Consider the following 21400-nt stretch of genomic DNA (forward strand, 5'->3'; position numbering starts at 1 on the left):
ATCGACTTAAAGCTATTCCGCTTTAATGGCTCGCGCTCTGGACCGGCGCCGCGCTGGTGTCGCTGCCGTGATGCGTCAGCGGCTTCATGCCGGTGACGGTCCGCAGCAGCACATAGAACACCGGCGTCAGGAACAGGCCGAACACGGTGACGCCGATCATGCCGGAGAACACGGCAACGCCCATGGCGCGCCGCATCTCCGAGCCCGCGCCAGTCGAGAGCACCAGCGGCAGCACGCCCATGATGAACGCCATCGACGTCATCAGGATCGGGCGCAGCCTCAAGCGGCTCGCTTCGATCGCGGCCCGGATCGGCGTGCGTCCTGCGAATTCGAGCTCGCGCGCGAATTCGACGATCAGGATCGCGTTCTTGGCCGAAAGTCCCACGAGCACGATAAGCCCGATCTGGGTGAAGACGTTGTTGTCTCCCTTCGAGATCCAGACGCCGAACATCGCAGCGAGCAGGCCCATCGGCACGATCATGATGATCGAGAGCGGCAGTGTCAGGCTCTCATAGAGCGCGGCCAGCACCAGGAACACCAGCAGGATCGCCAGCGGGAACACCCAGAGGCCGGAATTGCCGGCGATGAACTCCTGATAGGTCAGGTCGGTCCATTCGAAGGCAAAGCCGGGCGGAAGCACCTCCGCCGCAATCCGCGTCGCCGCCTCCTGCGCCTGGCCCGATGAAAAGCCAGGTGCCGCTGCCGCGTTGATGTCGGACGACAGGAACCCATTGTAGCGGATCGCGCGCTCCGGCCCCGCGCTCTGGCGGATTGTGAGCAGCGCCGACAACGGCACCATGTCGCCGGAGGACGAGCGCACCTTCAACTGCCTGATGTCGTCGGCACGGGCGCGGAACGGTGCGTCAGCCTGGACGCGGACGGAATAGGTGCGGCCAAACTTGTTGAAGTCGTTGACGTAGTAGGACCCGAGATAAATCTGCAGCGTGTTGAACACTTCCGGCACGGGCACCCCCAACTGCAGCGCCTTGGTGCGATCGATGTCGGCGAACAGCTGCGGTACGTTGACCTGGAAGCTCGAGAACACGCCGGCGATCTCCGGCGCCTTCTGCATCGCCGCCATGAACGCCTTGGTCGCCTCGTTCAGCGCCTCATAGCCGAGACCCGCGCGGTCCTCGATCTGCAGCTTGAAGCCGCCGATGGTGCCGAGGCCGTTGACCGGCGGCGGTGGGAACATGGCGATGAAGGCTTCCTGGATGCCGGCATATTTCTTGTTCAGATCAGCCGCGATTGCATTCCCGCTCAGGGCCGCATCCTTGCGCTCGTCGAACGGTTTCAATGTCGAGAACACGATGCCGGCATTGGAGGAGTTGGTGAAGCCGGAGATCGACAGGCCGGGGAAGGCGACCGAGCTCTCGACGCCGGGCTGGGTCAGCGCGATGTCGCTCATCTTGCGGATCACCTCTTCGCTACGGTCGAGCGTGGCACCGTCGGGCAGGCGGGCAAAGCCAACCAGATATTGCTTGTCCTGGCCCGGCACGAAGCCGCTCGGTACCTGCTGGAACAGGAGGGCGGTGAGGCCGACCAGCACCGCGTAGAGGCCCATCACCGCGGCCTTGCCGGAGATTACCCTGGTGACGCTGCCGCCGTAATTTTCCGAGGAGCGCGTAAAAGCCTTGTTGAAGCCGCGGAAGAACCAGCCAAGGCTCTTTTCCATGATGAGCGTCAGCCTGTCCTTCGGCTCGTTGTGTCCCCTAAGTAGCAGCGCCGACAGCGCCGGCGACAGCGTCAGCGAGTTGACGGCCGAGATCACGGTCGAGATCGCGATCGTCAGCGCAAACTGCTTGTAGAACTGCCCGGTGAGGCCGGAGATGAAGGCGAGCGGCACGAACACCGCGATCAGCACCATGGCGATCGCGATGATCGGCCCCGAGACCTCGCGCATCGCCTGATAAGTGGCATCACGCGGCGACAGCCCGGCCCCGATGTTGCGCTCCACGTTCTCGACCACGACGATGGCGTCGTCGACGACGATGCCGATCGCGAGCACGAGGCCGAACAGGCTCAGCGCATTGATGGAGAAGCCGAACACGTGCATCACGGCAAACGTGCCGACGATCGACACCGGCACGGCCAGCAGCGGGATGATCGAGGCGCGCCAGGTCTGCAGGAACAGGATCACGACCAGCACCACCAGCGCGATCGCCTCGAGCAGCGTGTGGATCACCGCCTCGATCGAGGAGCGCACGAACTGGGTGGGATCGTAGACGATTTGGTAGGACACGCCCTCGGGCATGTTCTTCTTGATCTCCGCCATGGTGGCCCGGACATTGTCGGAGATCTGCAGCGCGTTGGAGCCGGGCGCCTGGAAGATCGGGATCGCCACCGCCTGCTTGTTGTCGAGGAGCGAGCGCAGGCCGTATTCGGAGGCGCCAAGCTCGATGCGCGCGACGTCGCGCAAGCGCACGACTTCGCCGCGTGCACCGGTCTTGACCACGATGTCGCCGAACTGCTCCTCGTTCGCAAGCCGGCCTTCGGCGTTGACGGAGAGCTGGAGATCAATGCCCGCAACGTTCGGGGAGGAACCGACCACGCCGGCGGCGGCCTCGACGTTCTGCGCCTGGATCGCCCGCACGATGTCACTCGCGGTCAGTCCATGTTCGGCGGCCTTCTGCGGATCGACCCAGACCCGCATGGAATAGTCGCCAGCGCCATAGAGCTGCACGTCGCCGACGCCGTCGATCCGCGCCAGGCGATCCTTGACGTTGAGCACGGCGTAGTTGCGCAAATACGTCATGTCGTAGCGGCCGTTCGGCGACAGCAGGTGAACGACCATGGTGAGATCGGGCGACGACTTCTTGGTGATGATGCCGAGCTGGCGCACCACAGCGGGCAGGCGCGGCTCGGCCTGCTGCACGCGGTTCTGCACCAGCTGCGTGGCCTTGTCGGGATCGGTGCCGAGCCGGAACGTCACCGTCAGCGTCATCGCGCCGTCAGTGGTCGCCTGGCTCGACATGTAGAGCATGTTCTCGACGCCGTTGATCTGCTCTTCGATCGGCGTTGCCACCGTCTCCGCGATCACCTTGGGATTGGCGCCGGGATAGGTGGCGCGGACCACGACGGACGGCGGCACCACATCGGGATATTCCGAGATCGGCATCGCGAACAGCGAGATCAGGCCGGCGAGGAAGATCAGGACCGAGAGAACGCCTGCAAAAATCGGACGATCAATGAAGAACTTTGAGAGATTCATGGCTTTGCCCCTGCGCAGTATCTTGCTCGTCGCCACACAGCTCCGCCGTCATTCCGGGGCGCGCGAAGCGCGAACCCGGAATCCAGAGGTGATGTGGTCGGAGCATCTTAATCTCGAGATTCCGGGTTCTCGCTGTGCGAGCCCCGGAATGACGATGGGTCTTAGCGTTGCACCACGTCCTGGTTGCTGTGGTTGGAAGCCGCTTGCTGCCCACGCGCACCCATTGCGGCGACCTCGGTCTTGAGCAGGGCGCCCGGACGCACACGCTGCAGGCCGTTGACGACGATGCGGTCGCCTGACTTCAGGCCGTCCGTCACGATGCGCAACCCGTCCACGGCGCCGCCGAGCGTGACCGGCCGGTAGACCGCCCGGCTGTCGTCGCCGACCGCCATCACGAACTTCTTGTCCTGGTCGGTGCCGATCGCGCGCTCGTCGATCATCACCAGCGTCTGCTGCTTCGGCTGACCCATACGCACGCGGGCGAACTGGCCGGGGATGAGACGCCCGTCCTCGTTCTGGAAGACCGCGCGGACGCGGATCGTGCCGCTCTGGCCGTTGACCTGGTTGTCGATGAGCTGGATATGGCCTTTCGCCGAGAGACCGCCGGAGGTCGTCATCTCCACCGGAATCTGGTCGAGCTTGCCGCGCTGGCCTGTGGCGTCCGCAATCGAGTTCAGCGCACGCAGCACGATCTCCTCATCCGCATCGAACGAGGCATAGATCGGATTGACCGAGACCAGCGAGGTCAACACCGGGGAGGCGGTGCCGGCAGCGACGAGATTGCCGACGGTGACCTCGATCTTGCCGACGCGGCCGTCCACGGGCGCGCGCACCTCGGTGTAGTCGAGGTTGAGCTTTGCAGTCTGGAGCGTCGCCTCGGCCGCCTTCACGTTGGCGATCGCTTCGCGGTTGGCGTTCTCGCGCTGATCGAAATCGCGGCGTGTCACGACGGCGTTGCCGACAAGCTGCGCGCCGCGTTCGACCTCGCTGGTGGTGAACACCACGCGCGCCTTCGCCGCCTCGAGCTGGGCGTTGGCCTTGTCGACCTCTGCGGCGTAAGGCGCCGGGTCGATCTTGAACAGGACGTCGCCGGCCCTCACCAGCGCGCCTTCAGTGAACTTGGTCGCAAGGATTGCGCCGGCGACGCGTGGGCGGAGCTCGACGCGGTTGATGGCCTCCAATCGGCCGGAGAAGTCGTCCCACAGAGCGGTTTGCCGCGGCTCGATCATGGCGACAGTGACGGGCACCGCCTGTTCAGCCGCGGCGGCTGTTGCGGTTGCCTGGGCCGGCCGAAAATAGTGGCTGGCCGCGACCGTACCGGCCACGGCAAGGACGCCAACGATGGCGACGCCGCTGAGGAGGCGGCGAAGGCGGCCGGCATGGGAGGTATTTTGAGTGGGGTGCATTTGCGCGCTCCAGATATGTAGTGTTCACTACAGATGTGGAGCTGGATCTCGCAGTGCAAGATACTTATGTATCATTCACTAAGAAAATTGTACGCCGATACCGCGACAATGGGAAGACACAAGAAAAAGAAAGCTAGAACAAATAGATAGGATCCGGCGTTAGCTGATACGGACCGCCGATCCCGAGGAGACAGGCACATGGGCATGGGACGCCCCCGCGAATTCGACGCCGAAATGGCGTTGGACCAGGCGATGGAAGTGTTTTGGCGCCATGGCTATGAGGGCGCCACCATCGCGCAGCTGACCGAGGCCATGGGCATCAATCCCCCGAGCCTCTATGCCTGTTTCGGCAACAAGGAAGGCCTGCTCAAAGCGGCGCTCGACCGCTACAGCAAGCTGCGCGGTGTCTGGATGGACGAGGTGGTCGCCGCACCGACCGCCCGCGACGTCGCCGAGCGGATGCTGATGGGCATCGCCGACAAGCAGACCGATCCCGCCAATCCGCCCGGTTGCCTGCTCGTGCAGGGCGGCATCGCCTGTGGCACCGGCTCCGAGAACGTCCCGTTCGAGCTCGCCGCTCGTCGCGCGGAGAACGAAGATCAACTCCGCGACCGCTTCATCCGCGCCAAAGCCGAAGGCGATCTGAAGCCGAACTCCGATCCCGCCGCGCTCGCACGTTATGTCTTGGCCGTGTCTGTCGGCATGGGGGTCATGGCGTCATCCGGCGCGGATCGCGAAGCGCTACGGCAAGTGGCGAGCGTAGCGGTGCAGGCGGTCGAGGCGCAGTCGGGCAACGGATAGGTCACAGTAAAGTCTCGACACGGATAGTGGCGGCAGGCGGCGCGTTTGGGCCAGCCTTTCTCTTAATTCCTTGCCTGCTTTGGGATTGCGGTGGACTCGGTTCGAGAATTTTTCGTGACCTTGTTCTTCCTCAGTTCGGCAAACTCTTGCCTGAGCAGGTCTAGGACGATCCTGACCTTCGGGAGATCCGCCATACGCTTGTGGCAGATGATCGTGAGTTCGGCGCGGAGCGAAGTTGGAAGTTCGAGCTTGAGCTCCACGAGCTCGCCCGGTCGCTTGAGCCGATGGGCTGTCTTCAGAAGGATCATCGCGCCGACACCGGCTTGGCAGGCCGCGACCTGGACACTGTAGTCGTCAGATGTGAAAGCGGGACGAAAGTCGGGGATCCTGGCCGCGAGCTCCGGATTCGGGCTCAGCATCTCGCGCTCACCCGCCCACGCGATCCAGTCGAGGTCTCGGAAATCGTACCTTGCGGGCAGCCTGCGAGCGTAGTCCCGGCTCGCGTAGACCCCGATCGGAACGACAACTTCATCGACTGCGATCAGATCGGAATCATCGGACGGATATCGCCTGAGCGCGATGTCCGCCTCGCCGCGCGAGAGATTCAAGCGTTCCATGCTGGCCAAAACCTCGAGGGTGATCTGCGGATGCTTTGTCCGGAGCTTCTCCGAGATCGGGGCCAAGAAATCAAAGGCAAACGATGGTGCCGCGGTGATGCGCACGCGGCCGCTCACGGGCGAGTTCTTCGCGTCGAGCGAGCGATTGGCTTCCGTCGCCCATTGCGCCATGCCTTGAGCGGCGGGAAGCAGTCTTCTTCCGGTCTTGGTCAGGGAGATGCCCTGGTTCTTGCGGACGAAGAGCGGCTCGCCCAGCTCGTACTCCATCTCCGCAATCCTCCGGCTCAAAGTGGGCTGGCTCACCTTGAGGCGTCGCGCGGCGCCGCTCAGGCTGCCGGCATCCGCAACGGCGAGAAAGATCCGGAGATCATCCCATTGGAGGTCCACGTTCACTCCTCAGCATCGTCCGATGCCATCCATATATGTATGGCGGCATAGGAATTTAGACGATTGCCATTCTCTCCGTCCAGGGCAAAAGCGGGATCAGAAATGAGGAAAACCGATCATCATGCTCCGTCGATCACGATCCCTTGCTGTTGCTGGATTCATCATCATTGCGCTCTCTGGTGCTGCTTTCATCAGCTTTTCCGGCTGGTCGCAGACAACCCATCAAACTGTGATAGCCAACCTTGGCAAGCCGATCAGTTCGTCGGCCATGGAAGCCTTGATCGATGAGCCGGGACCGATCGCGGTCAGAACGGTTGCGAGCTCCGACTGGAAAGCCGATCTATCGGGACTGATCAATCTGAAAGATCCGAAAGCCGTTCAGGCGGCGCTCGTGGATCACGAGGAGCCTATCCAGATCTATACGCATCTCGTGCGGCACCCCACAGAGGGCTTTTTCATGATCGATACGGGTGTTTCAAAGCAGTTTGCCGAGCATCCCGAGAGCGTCGGTGTGCCATGGGTGCTGAGAAATTTTGCGAAGATGGACAAGCTTCAGGTCAAAGAAGACGCCTTGTCGGCCATCATATCGCAAGGCGTTCCGCTCAAAGGCGTATTCATAACCCATCTCCATTTCGATCATATCTCCGGAATGCCTGACGTTCCAAAAGACGTTCCGTTTTACACGGGTCCCGGCGAGGCTGGGGAGGAGAAGTTCGAGAACGTTGTCGTTCAGGGAATGGTGAATCGTTTCTTTGATGGCAGGCCGGCAATTCAGGAGTTTCAGTTCACGAAGGACCCGGGCGGGAAATTGGAAGGCGTGATTGATGTCTTCGGCGACAGTTCGTTGTTTGCGATTCTGACCCCGGGGCATACTGCGGGTCATGTCTCCTATCTGGCCCGCACACCGGCGGGGCCGGTTCTTTTTACGGGCGACGCTTGCCACACGTGCTGGGGCTGGGAGCATGGCGTTGAGCCCGGAAGTTTCACGTTCGAACGGGACAGCGAACGAAAAAGTTTGCTCCAGCTGAAAGCCTTGAGTGAACGTCACCCGAAGATGATCGTGAGGCTCGGTCATCAGCCTTAGCCCATCGCGGCGTATTATTTGGCAGGCAGCCCCGGCGGCGCGACGAAGCCACCGAACTCGCGCTCGATCAGCCCGGCCAGTGCAATCGTCGTCCGGTCCTCCAGGTACGGCCCGATGATCTGGACGCCGATCGGCAGGCCCGAAGGCGTGCGCTCGATCGGAACGGCGGTTGCAGGAAGCCCGCAGGTCGAGGCGGGGTCGGCCCAGATGAAGCATGCATCGGCGTAATTGTAGAGCTTGCCGTCGATGTCGAGCTGTCGCGCGTCGAACGGTTCGGACTGGTCCTGCGGAAAGGCCGGCACCGCTGCGCACGGGTAGATCACCGCGTCGAACTCGCGGAACAACTGATACCACTTCTGTTGTAGCTGCAGGCGGGCCGCGTCAGTCGCGAGCCATTCGCGATGGAGCATCCCCCAGCCGCGAGCGCGCTCGGCTTGCAGGCTGCGGTCGTTGGGCGCGAGTGCTGCGGCACCTTCTTGCGCCTCCGCGAGGGCGGCCGGTGTCAGGCGCGGACTCCGCGCCCCGTTCAACAGTTTCATGTAAAGCCGCGCGGAGGCGGCGAGGTCGGGCAACGACGTGCTCGCGCGCGCGACCCGTGCGCCCGATCCGTCGAGCCGGTCGGCCAATCGCCCAACGGCAGAACGTACGGCGTCGCCCGTCGGCATCAGCGGATGGGTATCGATCACGAGGATCCTGAAATCCCTGAGATTGTCATGCCGCGGGGCGGGCAGCTTAAGGCGATAGCCGATCCCCTCGCGCGTCTCGTCGGGGCCGGCGATCACGTCGAGCGCCAGCGCAAGGTCCGAAGCCGTGCGCGTCATCGGCCCGACGACAGCCAGATCGCCGTGGCCGGGAACGGGTGGTGCCGGCGGCAGACCGTATCCGCGCAGCGGCACCAGGCCGAGACTCGGCTTGTGTCCGAACACACCGCAGAAATGCGCAGGCACGCGGATCGAGCCGCCGATATCCGAGCCGATCGAGAGCGGACCGAAGCCCGCGGCCAGCGCCGCGCCCGATCCGCCCGAGGAGCCGCCGGGCGACCGGCCGAGGTCCCACGGATTGTTCGTCGTCCCGTGGATTTCGTTATAGCTCTGGAAATCCCTGAGCCCGATCGGGATATTGGTTTTGCCGATGATGACGGCGCCCGCCGCCTTCAACCTCGCTCGGTTGAAAATCCCTGAAATGCGGAAAGCCCCAGGTCGTCGGCAGGCCGGCAACGTTGAACGGTTCCTTGAGGGTCACCGGAATGCCGAGCAGCGGCAGCCGCTCGCCGCGCGCAAGCGCAGCATCAGCGGCGCGCCCGGCGTCTCTCGCTCGATCGAAATCGCGAACGATGATCGCGTTGATCCGCCCGTCCAGCGCCTCGATGCGCGCGATCGTATGTTCGAGCAGCTCCGACGCAGACATCTTGCCCGCGCGCAAGGCGCCCAGAAGTTTGCTGATCGAACCATAGTCCCACTCAGCACCATCAGCGGTCATCACGAACTCCGTTGGATTCCATCGCCGTGTCGAGACTTCCGGATGCAAAGCGATCCGGGCCCCGAACATGCAATTTTGAAAGCGGGATGAGGAGGCGGCGCAATGGGCACCAGATCTGCTTGCCGGCGGCACCGATGCGCAGGCCGGGCTCCAAAGCAGCTATGCCTTCCGACCCGTTAACGGATCGGCGCGAGGGCGGAACTGACAAGCGGCCATCATGCAGTTCTGCGCCTGCTTTGCCCGACGTGTCAAACGTCCGCGCTGGCAGGCCACGCGCCGTGCGGCGCGAGATTCTTCAATGATTTGTACTTTGCATGGGGTTGTTTTCGCGTTTTTGTTTGGCGGTCCCGGGCCAGAGCATCAGCCGGCAGAGGCCGTCTCGATACGGGCGCTCCTAAGAATTCTTACACACAGTTCTGGCAGGCTCCGCGAGACAATGTCCGCAACCCGCATCGTCGCCTCCTATTGCGCGCACGAAAAGACGGGGCCCGCGGGAACCGAGGGGCGTAATCCATGACTGCACTCGCTTCGGACGCCGGTCGCGCCAGGGGTGGGATCGTGCCGATCCTGTTGTGCGTCGTGCCGTTCAGCCAGATTCCGCTCGATGCCTACACGCCCGGCCTGCCGCAGATGGTGATGGATCTCGCCACTGACGCGGCCTCGATGCAGAACACCGTCACCGCCTATATGCTCGGCATGAGTCTGGCGCTGGTGCCGGTCGGCATCGCCTCCGACACGCTCGGCCGTCGCAAGGTCTTGCTCGCGGGGCTGTCGGTGCTGATCGCGATGAGCATCGCCTGTGCGCTCGCCACCAGCGCCTCGCTGCTGCTTGGCTTGCGCTTCCTGCAAGGCGTCGGCGGCTGCACCTGCCTCGTCGTCGCCTATGCGGTTGCGGCCGACTGCTTTCGCGGTCGTGAGCTCACGGCGATCTCCGGCCTGCTTGGCGCTGCGTGGGGGCTCGCACCTGTGCTTGCGCCCGCGGCCGGCGGCTTCATCGTCGAGCTGACGTCATGGCGCGGCGTCTTCGTCATCATCGCCGTTGCCGCGGCGATCGTTGCCGCCATCGTCGTATTCCTTCTTCCCGAAACGTTGCCCGCTGATCGGCGGGCACCGTTCGATCCGCGCCGCACGGCCGGCATCCTGCGCGATGCGCTGCGCCGTCCGGGCTTCCTGGCTTTCGTCCTGGTGTTTGCCGCAGCAGCGAGCGCGCAGCTGGCATTCGGCGTCGTCGCGCCGTTCTTCTACCAGACCGGCCTCGGTTATTCCGCGGCCATCTACGGCCTCGTCGCGCTCGGCCTTGGCGGCGTCAATCTCGCCGGCGAACTCGGCTGCGCGCATTTTGCGCGATTCATGCCGGCCCGGATGCTCGGCTTTGGCGCCTTCGCGCTGTTTCTCGCCGGCTCGGCGGTCCTGACCGTAACAGGCATGACCATCGGTCTCGATTTCGTGTCGATCACAATCGGCGGCGCGCTGGTGCTCGGCGGCTGCGGCGTGCTGTGTCCGATGATGTACGGCATGGCCCTCGGCCTGTTCGAGCGCGACCACGGCCTGATCGGCGGCCTCATCAGCGCGCTCTGCTATCTCGCGGTGAGCGGCTCCATGGCGATCACGGCGGTATTGCCCGAAGCGACGCAGGCGCCGATCGGATGGCTCTATCTCGGCCTCTGCGCCGTTGCGGGCACGCTGCTCGCGATCTCGTTGCCTGCGGTGCGCCACGCCACACAGACTTAAGGAAGGAACCACATCATGACCACGGTCGGTATTCGCGGCACGTTCTTCGACTTCGTCGACGATCCCTGGAAGCATGTCGGCAACGAGCAGGCCGCCGCGCGGTTTCACCAGGACGGCCTCATGGTCGTCACGGACGGCGTCATCAAGGCATTCGGTCCCTACGAGACCATCGCTGACGCGCACCCCGGCGTCGAGATCACCCATATCAAGGATCGCATCATCGTCCCCGGCTTCATCGACGGCCACATCCATCTGCCGCAGACCCGCGTGCTCGGTGCTTACGGCGAGCAGCTCCTGCCGTGGCTCCAGAAGTGGGTCTATCCGGAAGAGCTCAAATACCGGGACCGCAACTATGCGCGCGAGGGCGTGAAGCGCTTCCTCGACGCGCTGCTGGCGTCCGGCACCACCACTTGCCAGGCCTTCACGAGCTCCTCGCCTGTTTCAACCGAGGAGTTGTTCGAGGAAGCAGCCCGCCGCAACATGCGCGTGATCGCGGGCCTCACCGGCATCGATCGCAACGCGCCCGCCGATTTCATCGATACGCCCGAGAATTTCTATCGCGACAGCAAGCGGCTGATCGCAGAGTATCACAACAAGGGCCGCAACCTCTACGCCATCACGCCGCGCTTCGCCTTCGGCGCCTCGCCGGAGTTGCTGAAAGCGTGCCAGCGCCTCAAGCACGAGCATCCGGACTGCTGGGTCAACACCCACATCTCCGAGAACCCGGCCGAATGCAGCGGCGTGCTGGTCGAGCATCCGGACTGCCAGGACTATCTCGGCGTCTACGAGAAGTTCGACCTGGTCGGTCCGAAATTCTCCGGCGGTCACGGCGTCTATCTCTCGAACAACGAGTTTCGCCGCATGTCGAAGAAGGGCGCCGCTGTGGTGTTCTGCCCGTGCTCGAACCTGTTCCTCGGCAGTGGCCTGTTCCGCCTCGGCCGCGCCACCGATCCGGAGCATCGCGTCAAGATGTCGTTCGGCACCGATGTGGGCGGCGGCAACCGCTTCTCGATGATCTCGGTGCTCGACGACGCCTACAAGGTCGGCATGTGCAACAACACGCTGCTCGACGGCAGCATCGATCCCACGCGCAAGGATCTTGCGGAGGCCGAGCGCAACAAGCTCTCGCCTTATCGCGGCTTCTGGTCGATCACGCTCGGCGGCGCCGAAGGCCTCTATATCGACGACAAGCTCGGCAATTTCGAGCCCGGCAAGGAGGCCGATTTCGTCGCGCTCGATCCGAATGGCGGGCAAGTCGCGCAAGCGTGGCATCAGTCGCTGATCGCCGATGGCGCCGGCCCGCGCACGATGGATGAGGCCGCGAGCATGCTGTTCGCCGTCATGATGGTCGGCGACGATCGCTGCGTCGACGAGACCTGGGTGATGGGCAAGCGCCTCTACAAGAAGAACTGAAGCGGACGGACGCCGATGAGCGCATCTCCGGATACGGCCGGACAGCCGGTCGCCCTCGTCATCCAGCGCCGCATCGCCGATGACGGCTTTGCCGCGTTCGCGCGCTGGAATGGCGAGGTCGGCGAGGCACTCAAGGCCTGGCCCGGCTTCCTGGGGCAGGAGGTCGTGCCGCCGCGGCCGCCGGCCCATGTTGATTGGGTGACTGTCTTGCGTTTCGCAAGCCCGGCTGCAGCGCGCGCCTGGCTTCAAAGCGAGGAGCGGACGCGGCGGATCGGCGAGGTGCAGCGCTTCTTCGTCGGTTCGGAGGACGTCCATATCCTGCCCGACAGCGGCGTCCAGCGTGACAATGCGGTCTCCGCCGTCATCTCCTTCATTGTGCCGGATGGGCTCGAGGACGCGTTTCTCAAATGGCAGCAGCGCATCCAGGCCGCGGAGGCCGAGTTCAAGGGGTTCTTGCGCCACAAGATCGAACGGCCAATTCCGGGCCTTCACGACGAGTGGATCGTCATTCTGACGTTCGACAGCGATGCCAACCTCAACGCATGGCTCGACTCGCCGTTGCGGCAGACGCTGCTGAGTGAAGGCGAGCGCTTCAACGCTGGCATGAACGTGAAGCGGGCGAGCTACGGCTTCAATTTCTGGTTCCCGGCCGGCAAAGCCCAGGCTCCGGAGCAGAGCCCAAGCCTGATCTGGAAGAGCAACCTCATCGTGCTGTTGGTGCTCTATCCCGTGGTCTATCTCTGGGGCTATTTTGTCAGCGCGCCGCTGATCGACAGAAACGGCGTGCCAATCTGGCTGTCGCTCTTCGTCGGCAATCTCGTCAGCACCCAGTTGCTCGGCTGGTGGCTGGTGCCCGCCGCCTTCAAGGCACTCGATTGGTGGGTCAGGCCGAAGGCGGCGATCAGTCGCCAGATCGCGGGCTACGCACTCCTTGCCGTGCTCTATGCGGCGTCGATGGGCCTGTACGCGCTGCTGCTCGCGTGGCATTGGGGGCGGTGAGACCCGTCCACCGCCGGACACGTAACGACCATGTTCGCCCTGACATTTCTCGGAACCTCGGCCAGCGTTCCGTCGGCGGAGCGCAACCATCCGGCGCTCCTGGTGGAAGCCGCGGGCCAGCGCATCCTGGTCGATTGCGGCGAGGGCACGCAGCGCCAATTGCTGCGCAGTGGCACCGGCTTTCGGCGGCTCGACCGCGTGCTGCTGACGCACGCTCATCTCGATCACGTGCTCGGCATCCCCGGACTGTTTTCAACCCTGGGCTTGCGGCAGAGCGCCGAAATGATGACGATTCATGGCGGGCAGGGGACGCTCGACATCGTCATCCGGATGCTCGCCGGCCTGTGGGGCGCGGGCAGGGCGCCGATCGCGGTCGAATTCGCTGCCCTGGCCGAAGGACAGGTCATCGACGCCGGCGACTTCACCATCGCCTGCTTTCCGGTCCGTCACCGCGACACCGACAGCTTTGGTTTCGTGTTTCAAAGCCCTGCACGTCGCCACCTTCGGCCCGATCGCCTTGCGGCGCTTGGCGTCCCGGATGGTCCCATGCGCGGCGAACTGGCTGCAGGACGGCCGGTCGTGATCGCCGATCGAACGATTGATCCGGAAGACGTTCTGAGCCCGCCGAGCGGCGGCAAGAAGCTCGTCGTGATCGGTGACACCGAAACCACCGACGGACTGTCCAGCTACGTTGCTGACGCAGATATGCTGGTGATCGAGGCGACCTTCCTCGATCGCGACGCCGCAACCGCGCGGGGTTACGGCCATCTCACCGCGGCGGAAGCGGCCGCCTTTGCCGCCGCGAACAACGTCCGCCAACTCGTGCTGACTCATATGTCGGGACGATACGAGGACGATGAGATCCTGGCCGAGGCGGCGAGGATCTTTCCGAACACTGGGATCGCAGCCGACTTCGATCACATGGTGATCTAGTCGCGCCTTCGACAATGTGCCGCTGCTGTTGCCGCAGGTGAAGACCGGCCCGGTTGGCGCTGCTCGCAACCGCAACGCCCAAGCGCGCAGACTTCGATCCGCAAGCGCCGGCCGCGCCGAATTCCTGCACCGTTGCAATACCGTGGCCGCTCCGAGCGCGGCGCCCGCTTGTTCAGTGTCGATTGCAGGGCTAGGTTCGCAGGCCAACGGGTGTGGGGCTGATGGGGACAGTTCGTTTTCTGCTGGCGGCGATCGTCGTCGGATTTCATTGCCAGTTCGGCGTCATCCACCAGACAATCGGGGGCCTGGCCGCGGTAGAGGTCTTCTACATCATCAGTGGCTTCTACATGGCCGCCGCCTATGAGCGGCATTATCCGGGGCGGCCTGCTGCGTTCATGGCCAGCCGCTTTGCGAGGCTCTACCCGTTCTACCTGACTGTCCTGATCGCTACGTTCGCACTCCATTTGTGGAACCCGGCGAACGAGAGCGGCATCTTCGATTCTCTCCGAACGGATGAGCGGCCCTATGTGATCAACCTGTCGCTGGTGGGTCTCGATCTCTATTCGGCCATGCACAGCACCACATATCTCTTGGTTCCTCAGGCATGGTCGATCAGCGCGGAAATCGTCTTCTACGCGCTACTGCCAGCCTTGCTTCTACTCAACAGAAAATGGCTCGCCGGGTTGGTGGTCGCTGCCTTCGCGATCAAGCTGGTCATTCTTCACTTCTGCGAATGGAAATGGGCTTACTTCCCGTTCTACAGCCAGATCGGATATTTCGGCACTGGGGTTGTGCTTTTCTCGTTGCGGGATCGCCTGACATGGTCGACGCGTGCGGGCTACTGGCTCGCCGGCCTCTACAGCCTTTATCTCCTGGGCGACGTGTATGCCGACGTCGACTATCACGGGGGCATCGTTCAGGGCGTGCCGCTGGTTGTCGCAACCAGCATCGTGATTCCGACGCTCTTCGCGAGGGTCAATGGACCGCTGTCGACCACATTGGGCGACGCCTCCTATGGCGTCTATCTCTCGCATTTTCTCTTCATACAGATCGCGATCAATTTGCAGCTGTTTGATCCGATCACGCTGACCAATCCGCACATTGTGAGCCATTGGCGAATTCTGCTTCAGACTTTGGGCATCCTGCTCGCATCCACGGTCGTCGCGCTCGCATTTGAATTCACGGTCCAGCGATGGATTGATCGGGCGCGCCGCTCGCTTTTCTATAACCGCAAGGGGGCGCCGGATTCCTTACGACAATTGGACGGGCGTGAGGCTATCGGAAAGGCTTGATGCGAACGCAGCAAGAACAGGCTGTCGATGTTCACAGAAGGACTGGACCGCGAAGATCAGCGCGGCTATATGAGCGGCCTGCGAGCCGCTGATTTGCAAACCTTTCGGCCAGCCTTGCAGAACTTCCGAAGAAAGCTTAGTCATTTCAAGCTCTTCGGTGGGGAATGGTGTAACGGTAGCACAACAGACTCTGACTCTGTTTGTCTTGGTTCGAATCCAGGTTCCCCAGCCAGTTCCGGCGCTTTTCCACGGTCGCAGTTCCCTCGGTGTGCCGCTCGGCGGCGATGAAGTCCGTTGGCCGCGCGTCGCGACGGTTTGCCTCATCTAAAAATCGCATGTCCCGGTCGGAACGCCGCGCGCTCCATCGTCCTTGGGTCATACAACCCTGGGAGATCCGTGATGCCCTATGTCGATGGTTTCGTTCTGGCCGTGCCGAAGGACAAGGTCGATGCCTACAAGTCGCTGTCCTCGACCGCCTGCGCGCTCTGGATGGAGCATGGTGCGCTCGATTATGTCGAATGCATCGCTGACGACGTTCCCTATGGGGAGCTCACCTCGTTTCCGCGTGCGGTGATGGCGAAGGAGGACGAGGTCGTGGTGTTCGCCTGGATCGTCTACCGCGATCGGGAGACCCGCGATGCCGTCAACAAGAAGGTGATGGCAGATCCGCGGCTGAAGATGGAGGGCATGCCGTTCGACGGCAAGCGCATGATCTACGGCGGCTTCACCACGCTGCTCCGGGCCAGCGACGTCATCGGCTGACGATCAATTCTTACTTGATCTTGTCGTAAGCCGCCGCGAAGTCGCCGAGCGGCATCGGGATCGCGATGGTCTCCTTGGCCATGTTCTGGAAGGAGACCTTGAGCTGCTTGCCCGACCGTAAAGCGCCCAGCAGGTCGGCCGCGATCGGGGTCGAGGCGTAACAACCGCGGTTCTCGCAGGTCTGGATCTGGAGATCGACCGTCTTGCCTTCGTCGACCTGAAGCTTGGCGCCGACGGGAAGATTGAGGCCGAGCGGCAATTGCAGCAATGCAACCGGCGTGCGGGTGTCGGGCGCGATGCGGATGTTGACGAGGACAATGGTTTGGCCGGTCTTGGTCAGCACCGCGTTCTGCTCCATCGCGCATTCGAGCGGCGCCTCGCGGCTCACGCTGGTGCAGCGCACGATCCAGCCGGGCTGCTGCGCCGGCGCGCCGTCAGCCTGTGCTTGCGTCGGAGCCGGCGCAGGCTGTGCCGCCGGGGCAGGGGCGTTCTTCTTCGCGCCTTGCTGCGCATAGGCGAACCCCGTCGATAACAGGACCGCGGCGGCGATGGCGACAAATCGGGATTGCATGGGCATGGCGAAACCACGTTGGCGTGAACCGGGGGTCTCGCTGTAGCGTCGCAGGAGACGCGGCGCAAGCTTACTCGGCGGCTTCCTTGACGGTGCGGTGCTCGACCGTCTCGTGACTGTCACCATCACCCGGACGGCCCCAGCCCGAGAACCAGTTGTTGAGCTCGTCGAGATAGAGATAGACCACCGGCGTGGTGAAGAGCGTCAGTGCCTGGCTGACGATCAGGCCGCCGACCATGGCGTAGCCGAGCGGCTGGCGGATCTCGGCGCCGGTGCCGTGACCGAGCATCAAGGGCACGCCGCCGAGCAGCGCGGCCATCGTCGTCATCATGATGGGGCGGAAGCGCAGCAGCGCGGCCTGGCGGATCGATTCCGCCGGCGTCTTGTGCTCGTCGCGTTCGGCGGCGATCGCGAAGTCGACCATCATGATGCCGTTCTTCTTCACGATGCCGATCAGGAGAATGATTCCGATCAACGCAATCAGGCTGAAGTCGAAGCCGGCCGCCATCAGGATCGCCAGCGCGCCGACCCCGGCCGAGGGCAGGGTCGACAGAATCGTGATCGGATGGATGTAGCTCTCGTAGAGGATGCCGAGGATCAGATAGACCACGACGAGCGCGGCGAGGATCAGCAGCGGCACGGTGCCGAGCGACTGCTGGAACGCCTGCGCGGTGCCCTGGAAGCTGGAATTGAGCGTCGGCGGCGTTCCGAGATCGGCCATCGCCTTCTGCACGGCCTCGGTCGCCTGGCCGAGCGCGACGCCCTGGGCGAGGTTGAAGCTGATCGTGATCGCCGGAAACTGGCCTTGGTGGCTGATCGAGAGCGGGCGGACCGGATCGGTGGTCCAGGTCGCGAAGGTCGACAGCGGCACCTGTTCGCCGGTCAGCGGCGATTTCAGATAGAGCTTGTTCAATGTCTCGAGACTGCCCTGCATTTCCGGCAGGACTTCGAGGATCACCTTGTAGGTGTTGAGCTGAGTGAAATACTGCGTAACCTGCCGCTGCCCGAAGGCGTCATACAGCGTGTCGTCGATCATCTGCGGCTGGATGCCGTAGCGCGAGGCGGTGTCGCGGTTGATCTTGAGCTGGACGGTGGTGCCCCGCGTCTGCTGGTCGGTCGCGACGTCGCGCAGTTGCGGCAGCGTCTGCATCTTGGAGAGAATCTTTGGCGCCCATTCGTTGAGCTCCTCCAGATTGGCGTCCTGCAGCGTGAATTCGAACTGCGTACGGGTCGGCCGGCCGCCAAGCCGGACGTCCTGGGCCGCCTGCATGTAGAGGCGGGCGCCCTCGACCTTGTCGAACTGCGGACGCAGCCGCGCGATGATCTCCTGCGCCGAAGCCTGGCGCTGGTCGCGCGGCTTCAGCGTGATGAACAAATTGCCGTTGTTGCCGGCGCGACCGCTGCCTCCGATCGCCATGGCAATGCTGGCAATGTCGGGATCGGCCATGATGATCTTGCCGAGCTCCTCCTGGCGCCTGACCATCTCCTTGAACGAAATGTCCTGCGAGGCTTCGGATGTGGCCGTGATGAGGCCGACGTCCTGTTGCGGGAAGAAGCCCTTCGGGATCAGGACGAACAGGTAGATCGACAATCCGAGCGTGGCGAAGAAGATCGCCAGCGTGGTGCGACGCCAGGCCAGGGCGTGGTCAAGCACGTATTCGTAGCCGCGCAGCAGCCCGTCGAAGGCGCGCTCACTCCATTGGTAGAATTTGCCGTGGGTCACCTCGCCATGCGCGCGCAGGAAGCGCGAGGCCATCATCGGCGTCAGCGTCAGCGACACGAACATCGAGACGAAGATGGTCATCGCCAGCACCACGGCGAACTCGCGGAACAGGCGCCCGATGATGCCGCCCATCAGCAGCAGGGGGATCAGCACCGCGACCAGCGAGATGCTGATCGAGACGATCGTGAAGCCGATTTCCTTGGAACCCTTGAAGGCGGCCACCATGGGCGAGTCGCCTTCCTCGATGTAGCGGGTGATGTTCTCGAGCATCACGATGGCGTCGTCGACCACGAATCCGACCGCGATGGTGAGCGCCATCAGCGACAAATTGTCGAGCGAATAGCCGACCACCCACATCAAGGCGCACGCGCCGAGCAACGCCAATGGCACCGTCACCGTGGGAATCACGGTGGCCCAGAAGCTGCGCAGGAAGATGAAGATGACCATGACCACGAGCGCGATGGTCAGGAGCAGGGTGAACTGGACGTCTTCGACCGCGGCACGGATCGTCGTGGTGCGGTCGCTGATCAGCTCGATCTTGATGGCGGGCGGAATAGCCGCCACCAGCCGCGGCAGGGTGGCCTTGATGCGGTCGACGGTCTCGATGACGTTGGCGCCGGGCTGCTTGAAGATCACCAGGAACACGCCGCGCTTGCCGTTGGCCCAGGCCGCCTGCTTGGAGTCTTCGGCGGCGCTGACCGCCTGGCCGATGTCGCGGATGCGCAACGGACCGCCGTTGCGATAGGCGATGATGACGTCGTTCCAGTCCTTCGAGTGCGTGAGCTGGTCGTTGGCATAGATCGTATAGGCGCGCCTCTCGCCGTCGATATTGCCCTTGGGGCTGTCGACCGTGGTGATCGCGATCGCACTGCGCACGTCTTCCAGCGACAGGCCCTTTGCCACAAGCTTGCCGGGATCGACCTGAATGCGGATCGAAGGTTTCTGCTGTCCGCCGATGAAGACCTGCGCGACGCCCGAAAGCTGGCTGATCTGCTGGGCGAGCTGGGCGTCGACGGCGTCGCTGACGCTGGTCAACGGCAACGTCTCGGAGGTTGCCGACAGCAGCAGGATCGGGGCGTCCGCCGGGTTGACCTTGCGGTAGGTCGGCGGCGAGGGCAGGTTCTTCGGCAGTTGGCCGCTGGCGGCGTTGATGGCACCCTGGACGTCGTTGGCGGCGCCGTCGATGCTGCGATTGAGGTCGAACTGGATGGTGATCGACGCCGTGCCCAGATAGCTCGTCGAGGTCATCTGGGCGATGCCGGGGATCTGGGCGAATTGCCGTTCGAGCGGCTGCGCCACCGACGAGGCCATCGTCTCGGGGCTGCCGCCGGGCAGGTTGGCGGTGATCTGGATGGTCGGGAAGTCCACCTGCGGCAGCGGCGCGACCGGCAGCAGCGGGTAGGCAACGAGGCCGACGAACAGGATGCCGGCCATCAGCAGCGAGGTGCCGATGGGATAACGGATGAAAGGTGCCGAAATCCCGCCCTCGGTCATTCCTGTCGAACCTTGTTCTGCGCCGGATCCGAGCTCGCCACCGCTGTGGAGACGAGGCTTCCGGGCTGCACCTTGAACTGACCGCCGGTGATGACCTGCTGCCCGGGGATCAGGCCTTCATCGACGACCGAGCGTCCGTCGATGCTGTAGCTGACCTTGATCTTGTGTACTTCGGCCTTGTTGTCCTGATTGACGGTATAAGCGTACAGGCCATTGGTCGAATGCTGGACCGCATCATCGGGAACCACGGTCGCGTCTTTCAGGGTCCGAACCAGAAGCCGCGTCGAAACCGACTGGCCCGGCCACAACGTGTGGTCCTTGTTGTCGAACACCGCCTTGAGCCGAATGGTGCCGCTGGTGGTGTCGACCTGATTGTTGATGACCGCGAGCTTGCCCTCGGCCAGCGTCTTCTTGCCGTCGGTCGTGAAGGCGATCACCTTGAGTGCACCGGCCTGCTGGCCTTCGCTGATATAGGGGAGCTGGTCTTCCGGTGCCGTGAAGATCACGGTGATCGGCTCGACCTGCGAGATCGTGACGATGCCCGTCTGCGTCGAGGCGTTGACGATGTTGCCGATGTCGACCTGGCGGAGCCCTGCGACCCCCGTGATCGGCGCCTTGATCTGCGTGTAGTCGAGCTGGGTCTGGGCGTTGGCGATCGCGGCTTCGTCGGCGGCGATCTGGGCGGTGAGCTGGGCGACTGTGGAGCGCTGGGTATCAACCCGCTGGGCGGTCGCGAATTCGCCGAGCTTCATGGCGCGCTGGAGTTCGAGATTGGCGTTGGCCAGGCTCGCCTCGTCCTGCGCCTTCTTGGCCTTGGCCTGATCGAGCGTGGCTTGATACGGACGGGGATCGATCGCGACCAGAAGCTCGCCCTGCTGGACAATCTGCCCTTCCTTAAAGGCGAGTTTGTCGATCTGACCATCGACCCGGCTGCGGACCTGGACGGTGTTGAAGCCCTGAACTGTGCCGAGACCGGTCAGGTAGACCGGGAAGTCGAGCTTCTGAACCGGCGCAACGCTTACGGGGACGGCGGGCGGGCGGGGTGGCCCCTTCTGGGCGGTCTTGGTTGCTCCGGCCTCAGGCCCGAATTTCTGCCAACCATAGTAACCCGCGGAGGCCACGGCCGCGATGATCAGAAGCCAGAGGATCGGCCGGGACTTTTTCATGTCGTCTCGTATCGGCTCGTATGCCCTCAGCTACGAATTACGGGGCAATCGCAGGGTTCCACCGCGTTTGTATAATACACGCCAAGTTCCAGTGTAAACAGCACTATCAGTTGAGAATCCTAAACAATTGGAAAGCTTTGCACCCCCTGGGCAGTGGTCTGGCGCTGCGCTGTGCAGCGCTGCATTTTCCCGGCCGGGCCGGCCCGCGGGCAAGTCTTGTGCGGCACTCGCAGACGGTGTGCTCAACCTCGATGGCGCCGCGCCGAGCCGCATCTCGGTGCCGGCGACAAGAACGGTTCTAAATACCGCGGAAGCTGTTTCGGTTGTCAGG

Annotated in this window: 14 protein-coding genes, 1 tRNA gene and 2 pseudogenes; 9 read left to right on the forward strand and 8 right to left on the reverse strand. The window is 63.5% G+C overall.

Annotated features, from left to right (window positions below; all coding sequences use genetic code 11):
* Positions 1–22 precede the first annotated feature (22 nt).
* Both IVB26_RS17840 and IVB26_RS17845 read right to left on the reverse strand, forming a co-directional pair.
* Complete coding sequence (locus IVB26_RS17840) at positions 23–3211, reverse strand: efflux RND transporter permease subunit (protein WP_247972842.1); 3189 nt, start codon at positions 3209–3211, stop codon at positions 23–25.
* Positions 3212–3372: 161 nt separating this feature from the next.
* A complete protein-coding gene (locus tag IVB26_RS17845) occupies positions 3373–4617 on the reverse strand; it encodes an efflux RND transporter periplasmic adaptor subunit (RefSeq protein ID WP_247972843.1) in 1245 nt (414 codons plus the stop codon).
* A 198-nt stretch (positions 4618–4815) separates the two neighbouring features.
* Here IVB26_RS17845 and IVB26_RS17850 point away from each other — a divergent pair, with 198 nt between their 5' ends.
* Positions 4816–5418 carry a TetR/AcrR family transcriptional regulator gene (locus tag IVB26_RS17850; protein ID WP_247972844.1) on the forward strand — a complete coding sequence of 201 codons (603 nt, stop codon included), beginning with the start codon at positions 4816–4818 and terminating at the stop codon, positions 5416–5418.
* 62 nt (positions 5419–5480) lie between these two features.
* Here IVB26_RS17850 and IVB26_RS17855 read toward each other — a convergent pair whose 3' ends face one another.
* Entirely contained in the window at positions 5481–6140 is a 660-nt protein-coding gene (locus IVB26_RS17855; protein WP_247972845.1) for a LysR family transcriptional regulator, read from the reverse strand.
* A 150-nt stretch (positions 6141–6290) separates the two neighbouring features.
* A pseudogene (locus tag IVB26_RS43540) lies at positions 6291–6428 on the reverse strand (helix-turn-helix domain-containing protein); the annotation flags it as partial.
* Positions 6429–6543: 115 nt separating this feature from the next.
* On the opposite strand from IVB26_RS43540, the gene IVB26_RS17860 reads away from it, so the two are divergent.
* Positions 6544–7506 (forward strand): MBL fold metallo-hydrolase, encoded by a 963-nt coding sequence (locus tag IVB26_RS17860; protein ID WP_247972846.1) that lies wholly within the window; start codon positions 6544–6546, stop codon positions 7504–7506.
* A 14-nt stretch (positions 7507–7520) separates the two neighbouring features.
* Here the strand turns inward: IVB26_RS17860 and IVB26_RS17865 are convergent.
* A pseudogene (locus tag IVB26_RS17865) lies at positions 7521–8985 on the reverse strand (amidase).
* Positions 8986–9498: 513 nt separating this feature from the next.
* Between IVB26_RS17865 and IVB26_RS17870 the strand changes: the two are divergent.
* The 7 genes from IVB26_RS17870 to IVB26_RS17900 all read left to right on the forward strand — a co-directional run bounded on the left by IVB26_RS17870 (position 9499) and on the right by IVB26_RS17900 (position 16115).
* Positions 9499–10716 carry a multidrug effflux MFS transporter gene (locus IVB26_RS17870; protein WP_247972847.1) on the forward strand — a complete coding sequence of 406 codons (1218 nt, stop codon included), beginning with the start codon at positions 9499–9501 and terminating at the stop codon, positions 10714–10716.
* Between the two features lie 15 nt (positions 10717–10731).
* Positions 10732–12129 carry a guanine deaminase gene (gene guaD, locus IVB26_RS17875; RefSeq protein ID WP_247972848.1) on the forward strand — a complete coding sequence of 466 codons (1398 nt, stop codon included), beginning with the start codon at positions 10732–10734 and terminating at the stop codon, positions 12127–12129.
* Between the two features lie 15 nt (positions 12130–12144).
* Positions 12145–13128: an antibiotic biosynthesis monooxygenase gene (locus IVB26_RS17880; protein WP_247972849.1), complete on the forward strand. Its 984-nt coding sequence runs from the start codon at positions 12145–12147 to the stop codon at positions 13126–13128.
* A 30-nt stretch (positions 13129–13158) separates the two neighbouring features.
* Entirely contained in the window at positions 13159–14061 is a 903-nt protein-coding gene (gene rnz / locus IVB26_RS17885) for a ribonuclease Z (RefSeq protein WP_247972850.1), read from the forward strand.
* A gap of 221 nt (positions 14062–14282) precedes the next feature.
* Positions 14283–15353, forward strand: a complete 1071-nt coding sequence (locus tag IVB26_RS17890) for an acyltransferase family protein (protein ID WP_247972851.1) — start codon at positions 14283–14285, stop codon at positions 15351–15353.
* Positions 15354–15511: 158 nt separating this feature from the next.
* Positions 15512–15585 (forward strand) — tRNA-Gln (locus tag IVB26_RS17895).
* Positions 15586–15752: 167 nt separating this feature from the next.
* The gene (locus IVB26_RS17900) at positions 15753–16115 is read left to right on the forward strand and encodes a DUF1428 domain-containing protein (RefSeq protein WP_247972852.1); all 363 of its coding nucleotides are present in this window, start codon (positions 15753–15755) and stop codon (positions 16113–16115) included.
* A gap of 10 nt (positions 16116–16125) precedes the next feature.
* On the opposite strand, the gene IVB26_RS17905 is transcribed toward IVB26_RS17900, so the two are convergent.
* The 3 genes from IVB26_RS17905 to IVB26_RS17915 all read right to left on the reverse strand — a co-directional run bounded on the left by IVB26_RS17905 (position 16126) and on the right by IVB26_RS17915 (position 21069).
* The gene (locus tag IVB26_RS17905) at positions 16126–16692 is read right to left on the reverse strand and encodes an invasion associated locus B family protein (protein ID WP_247972853.1); all 567 of its coding nucleotides are present in this window, start codon (positions 16690–16692) and stop codon (positions 16126–16128) included.
* Between the two features lie 64 nt (positions 16693–16756).
* The gene (locus tag IVB26_RS17910) at positions 16757–19903 is read right to left on the reverse strand and encodes a multidrug efflux RND transporter permease subunit (RefSeq protein WP_247972854.1); all 3147 of its coding nucleotides are present in this window, start codon (positions 19901–19903) and stop codon (positions 16757–16759) included.
* Complete coding sequence (locus tag IVB26_RS17915; RefSeq protein ID WP_247972855.1) at positions 19900–21069, reverse strand: efflux RND transporter periplasmic adaptor subunit; 1170 nt, start codon at positions 21067–21069, stop codon at positions 19900–19902. Before IVB26_RS17915 ends, IVB26_RS17910 begins: the two co-directional genes overlap by 4 nt.
* Positions 21070–21400 lie beyond the last annotated feature (331 nt).

Source organism: Bradyrhizobium sp. 195, from assembly GCF_023101665.1.
Classification (GTDB): Bacteria; Pseudomonadota; Alphaproteobacteria; order Rhizobiales; family Xanthobacteraceae; genus Bradyrhizobium.

Excerpts from the sequence above, each read along its gene's own strand:
- IVB26_RS17900 (WP_247972852.1), top strand. The coding sequence starts at position 15,753 with ATGCCCTATGTCGATGGTTTCGTTCTGGCCGTGCCGAAGGACAAGGTC.
- IVB26_RS17890 (WP_247972851.1), top strand. The coding sequence starts at position 14,283 with ATGGGGACAGTTCGTTTTCTGCTGGCGGCGATCGTCGTCGGATTTCAT.
- IVB26_RS17850 (WP_247972844.1), top strand. The coding sequence starts at position 4,816 with ATGGGCATGGGACGCCCCCGCGAATTCGACGCCGAAATGGCGTTGGAC.
- IVB26_RS17880 (WP_247972849.1), top strand. The coding sequence starts at position 12,145 with ATGAGCGCATCTCCGGATACGGCCGGACAGCCGGTCGCCCTCGTCATC.
- IVB26_RS17915 (WP_247972855.1), bottom strand. The coding sequence starts at position 21,069 with ATGAAAAAGTCCCGGCCGATCCTCTGGCTTCTGATCATCGCGGCCGTG.
- IVB26_RS17845 (WP_247972843.1), bottom strand. The coding sequence starts at position 4,617 with ATGCACCCCACTCAAAATACCTCCCATGCCGGCCGCCTTCGCCGCCTC.
- IVB26_RS17910 (WP_247972854.1), bottom strand. The coding sequence starts at position 19,903 with ATGACCGAGGGCGGGATTTCGGCACCTTTCATCCGTTATCCCATCGGC.
- IVB26_RS17905 (WP_247972853.1), bottom strand. The coding sequence starts at position 16,692 with ATGCCCATGCAATCCCGATTTGTCGCCATCGCCGCCGCGGTCCTGTTA.
- rnz (WP_247972850.1), top strand. The coding sequence starts at position 13,159 with ATGTTCGCCCTGACATTTCTCGGAACCTCGGCCAGCGTTCCGTCGGCG.
- IVB26_RS17840 (WP_247972842.1), bottom strand. The coding sequence starts at position 3,211 with ATGAATCTCTCAAAGTTCTTCATTGATCGTCCGATTTTTGCAGGCGTT.
- IVB26_RS17860 (WP_247972846.1), top strand. The coding sequence starts at position 6,544 with ATGCTCCGTCGATCACGATCCCTTGCTGTTGCTGGATTCATCATCATT.
- guaD (WP_247972848.1), top strand. The coding sequence starts at position 10,732 with ATGACCACGGTCGGTATTCGCGGCACGTTCTTCGACTTCGTCGACGAT.
- IVB26_RS17870 (WP_247972847.1), top strand. The coding sequence starts at position 9,499 with ATGACTGCACTCGCTTCGGACGCCGGTCGCGCCAGGGGTGGGATCGTG.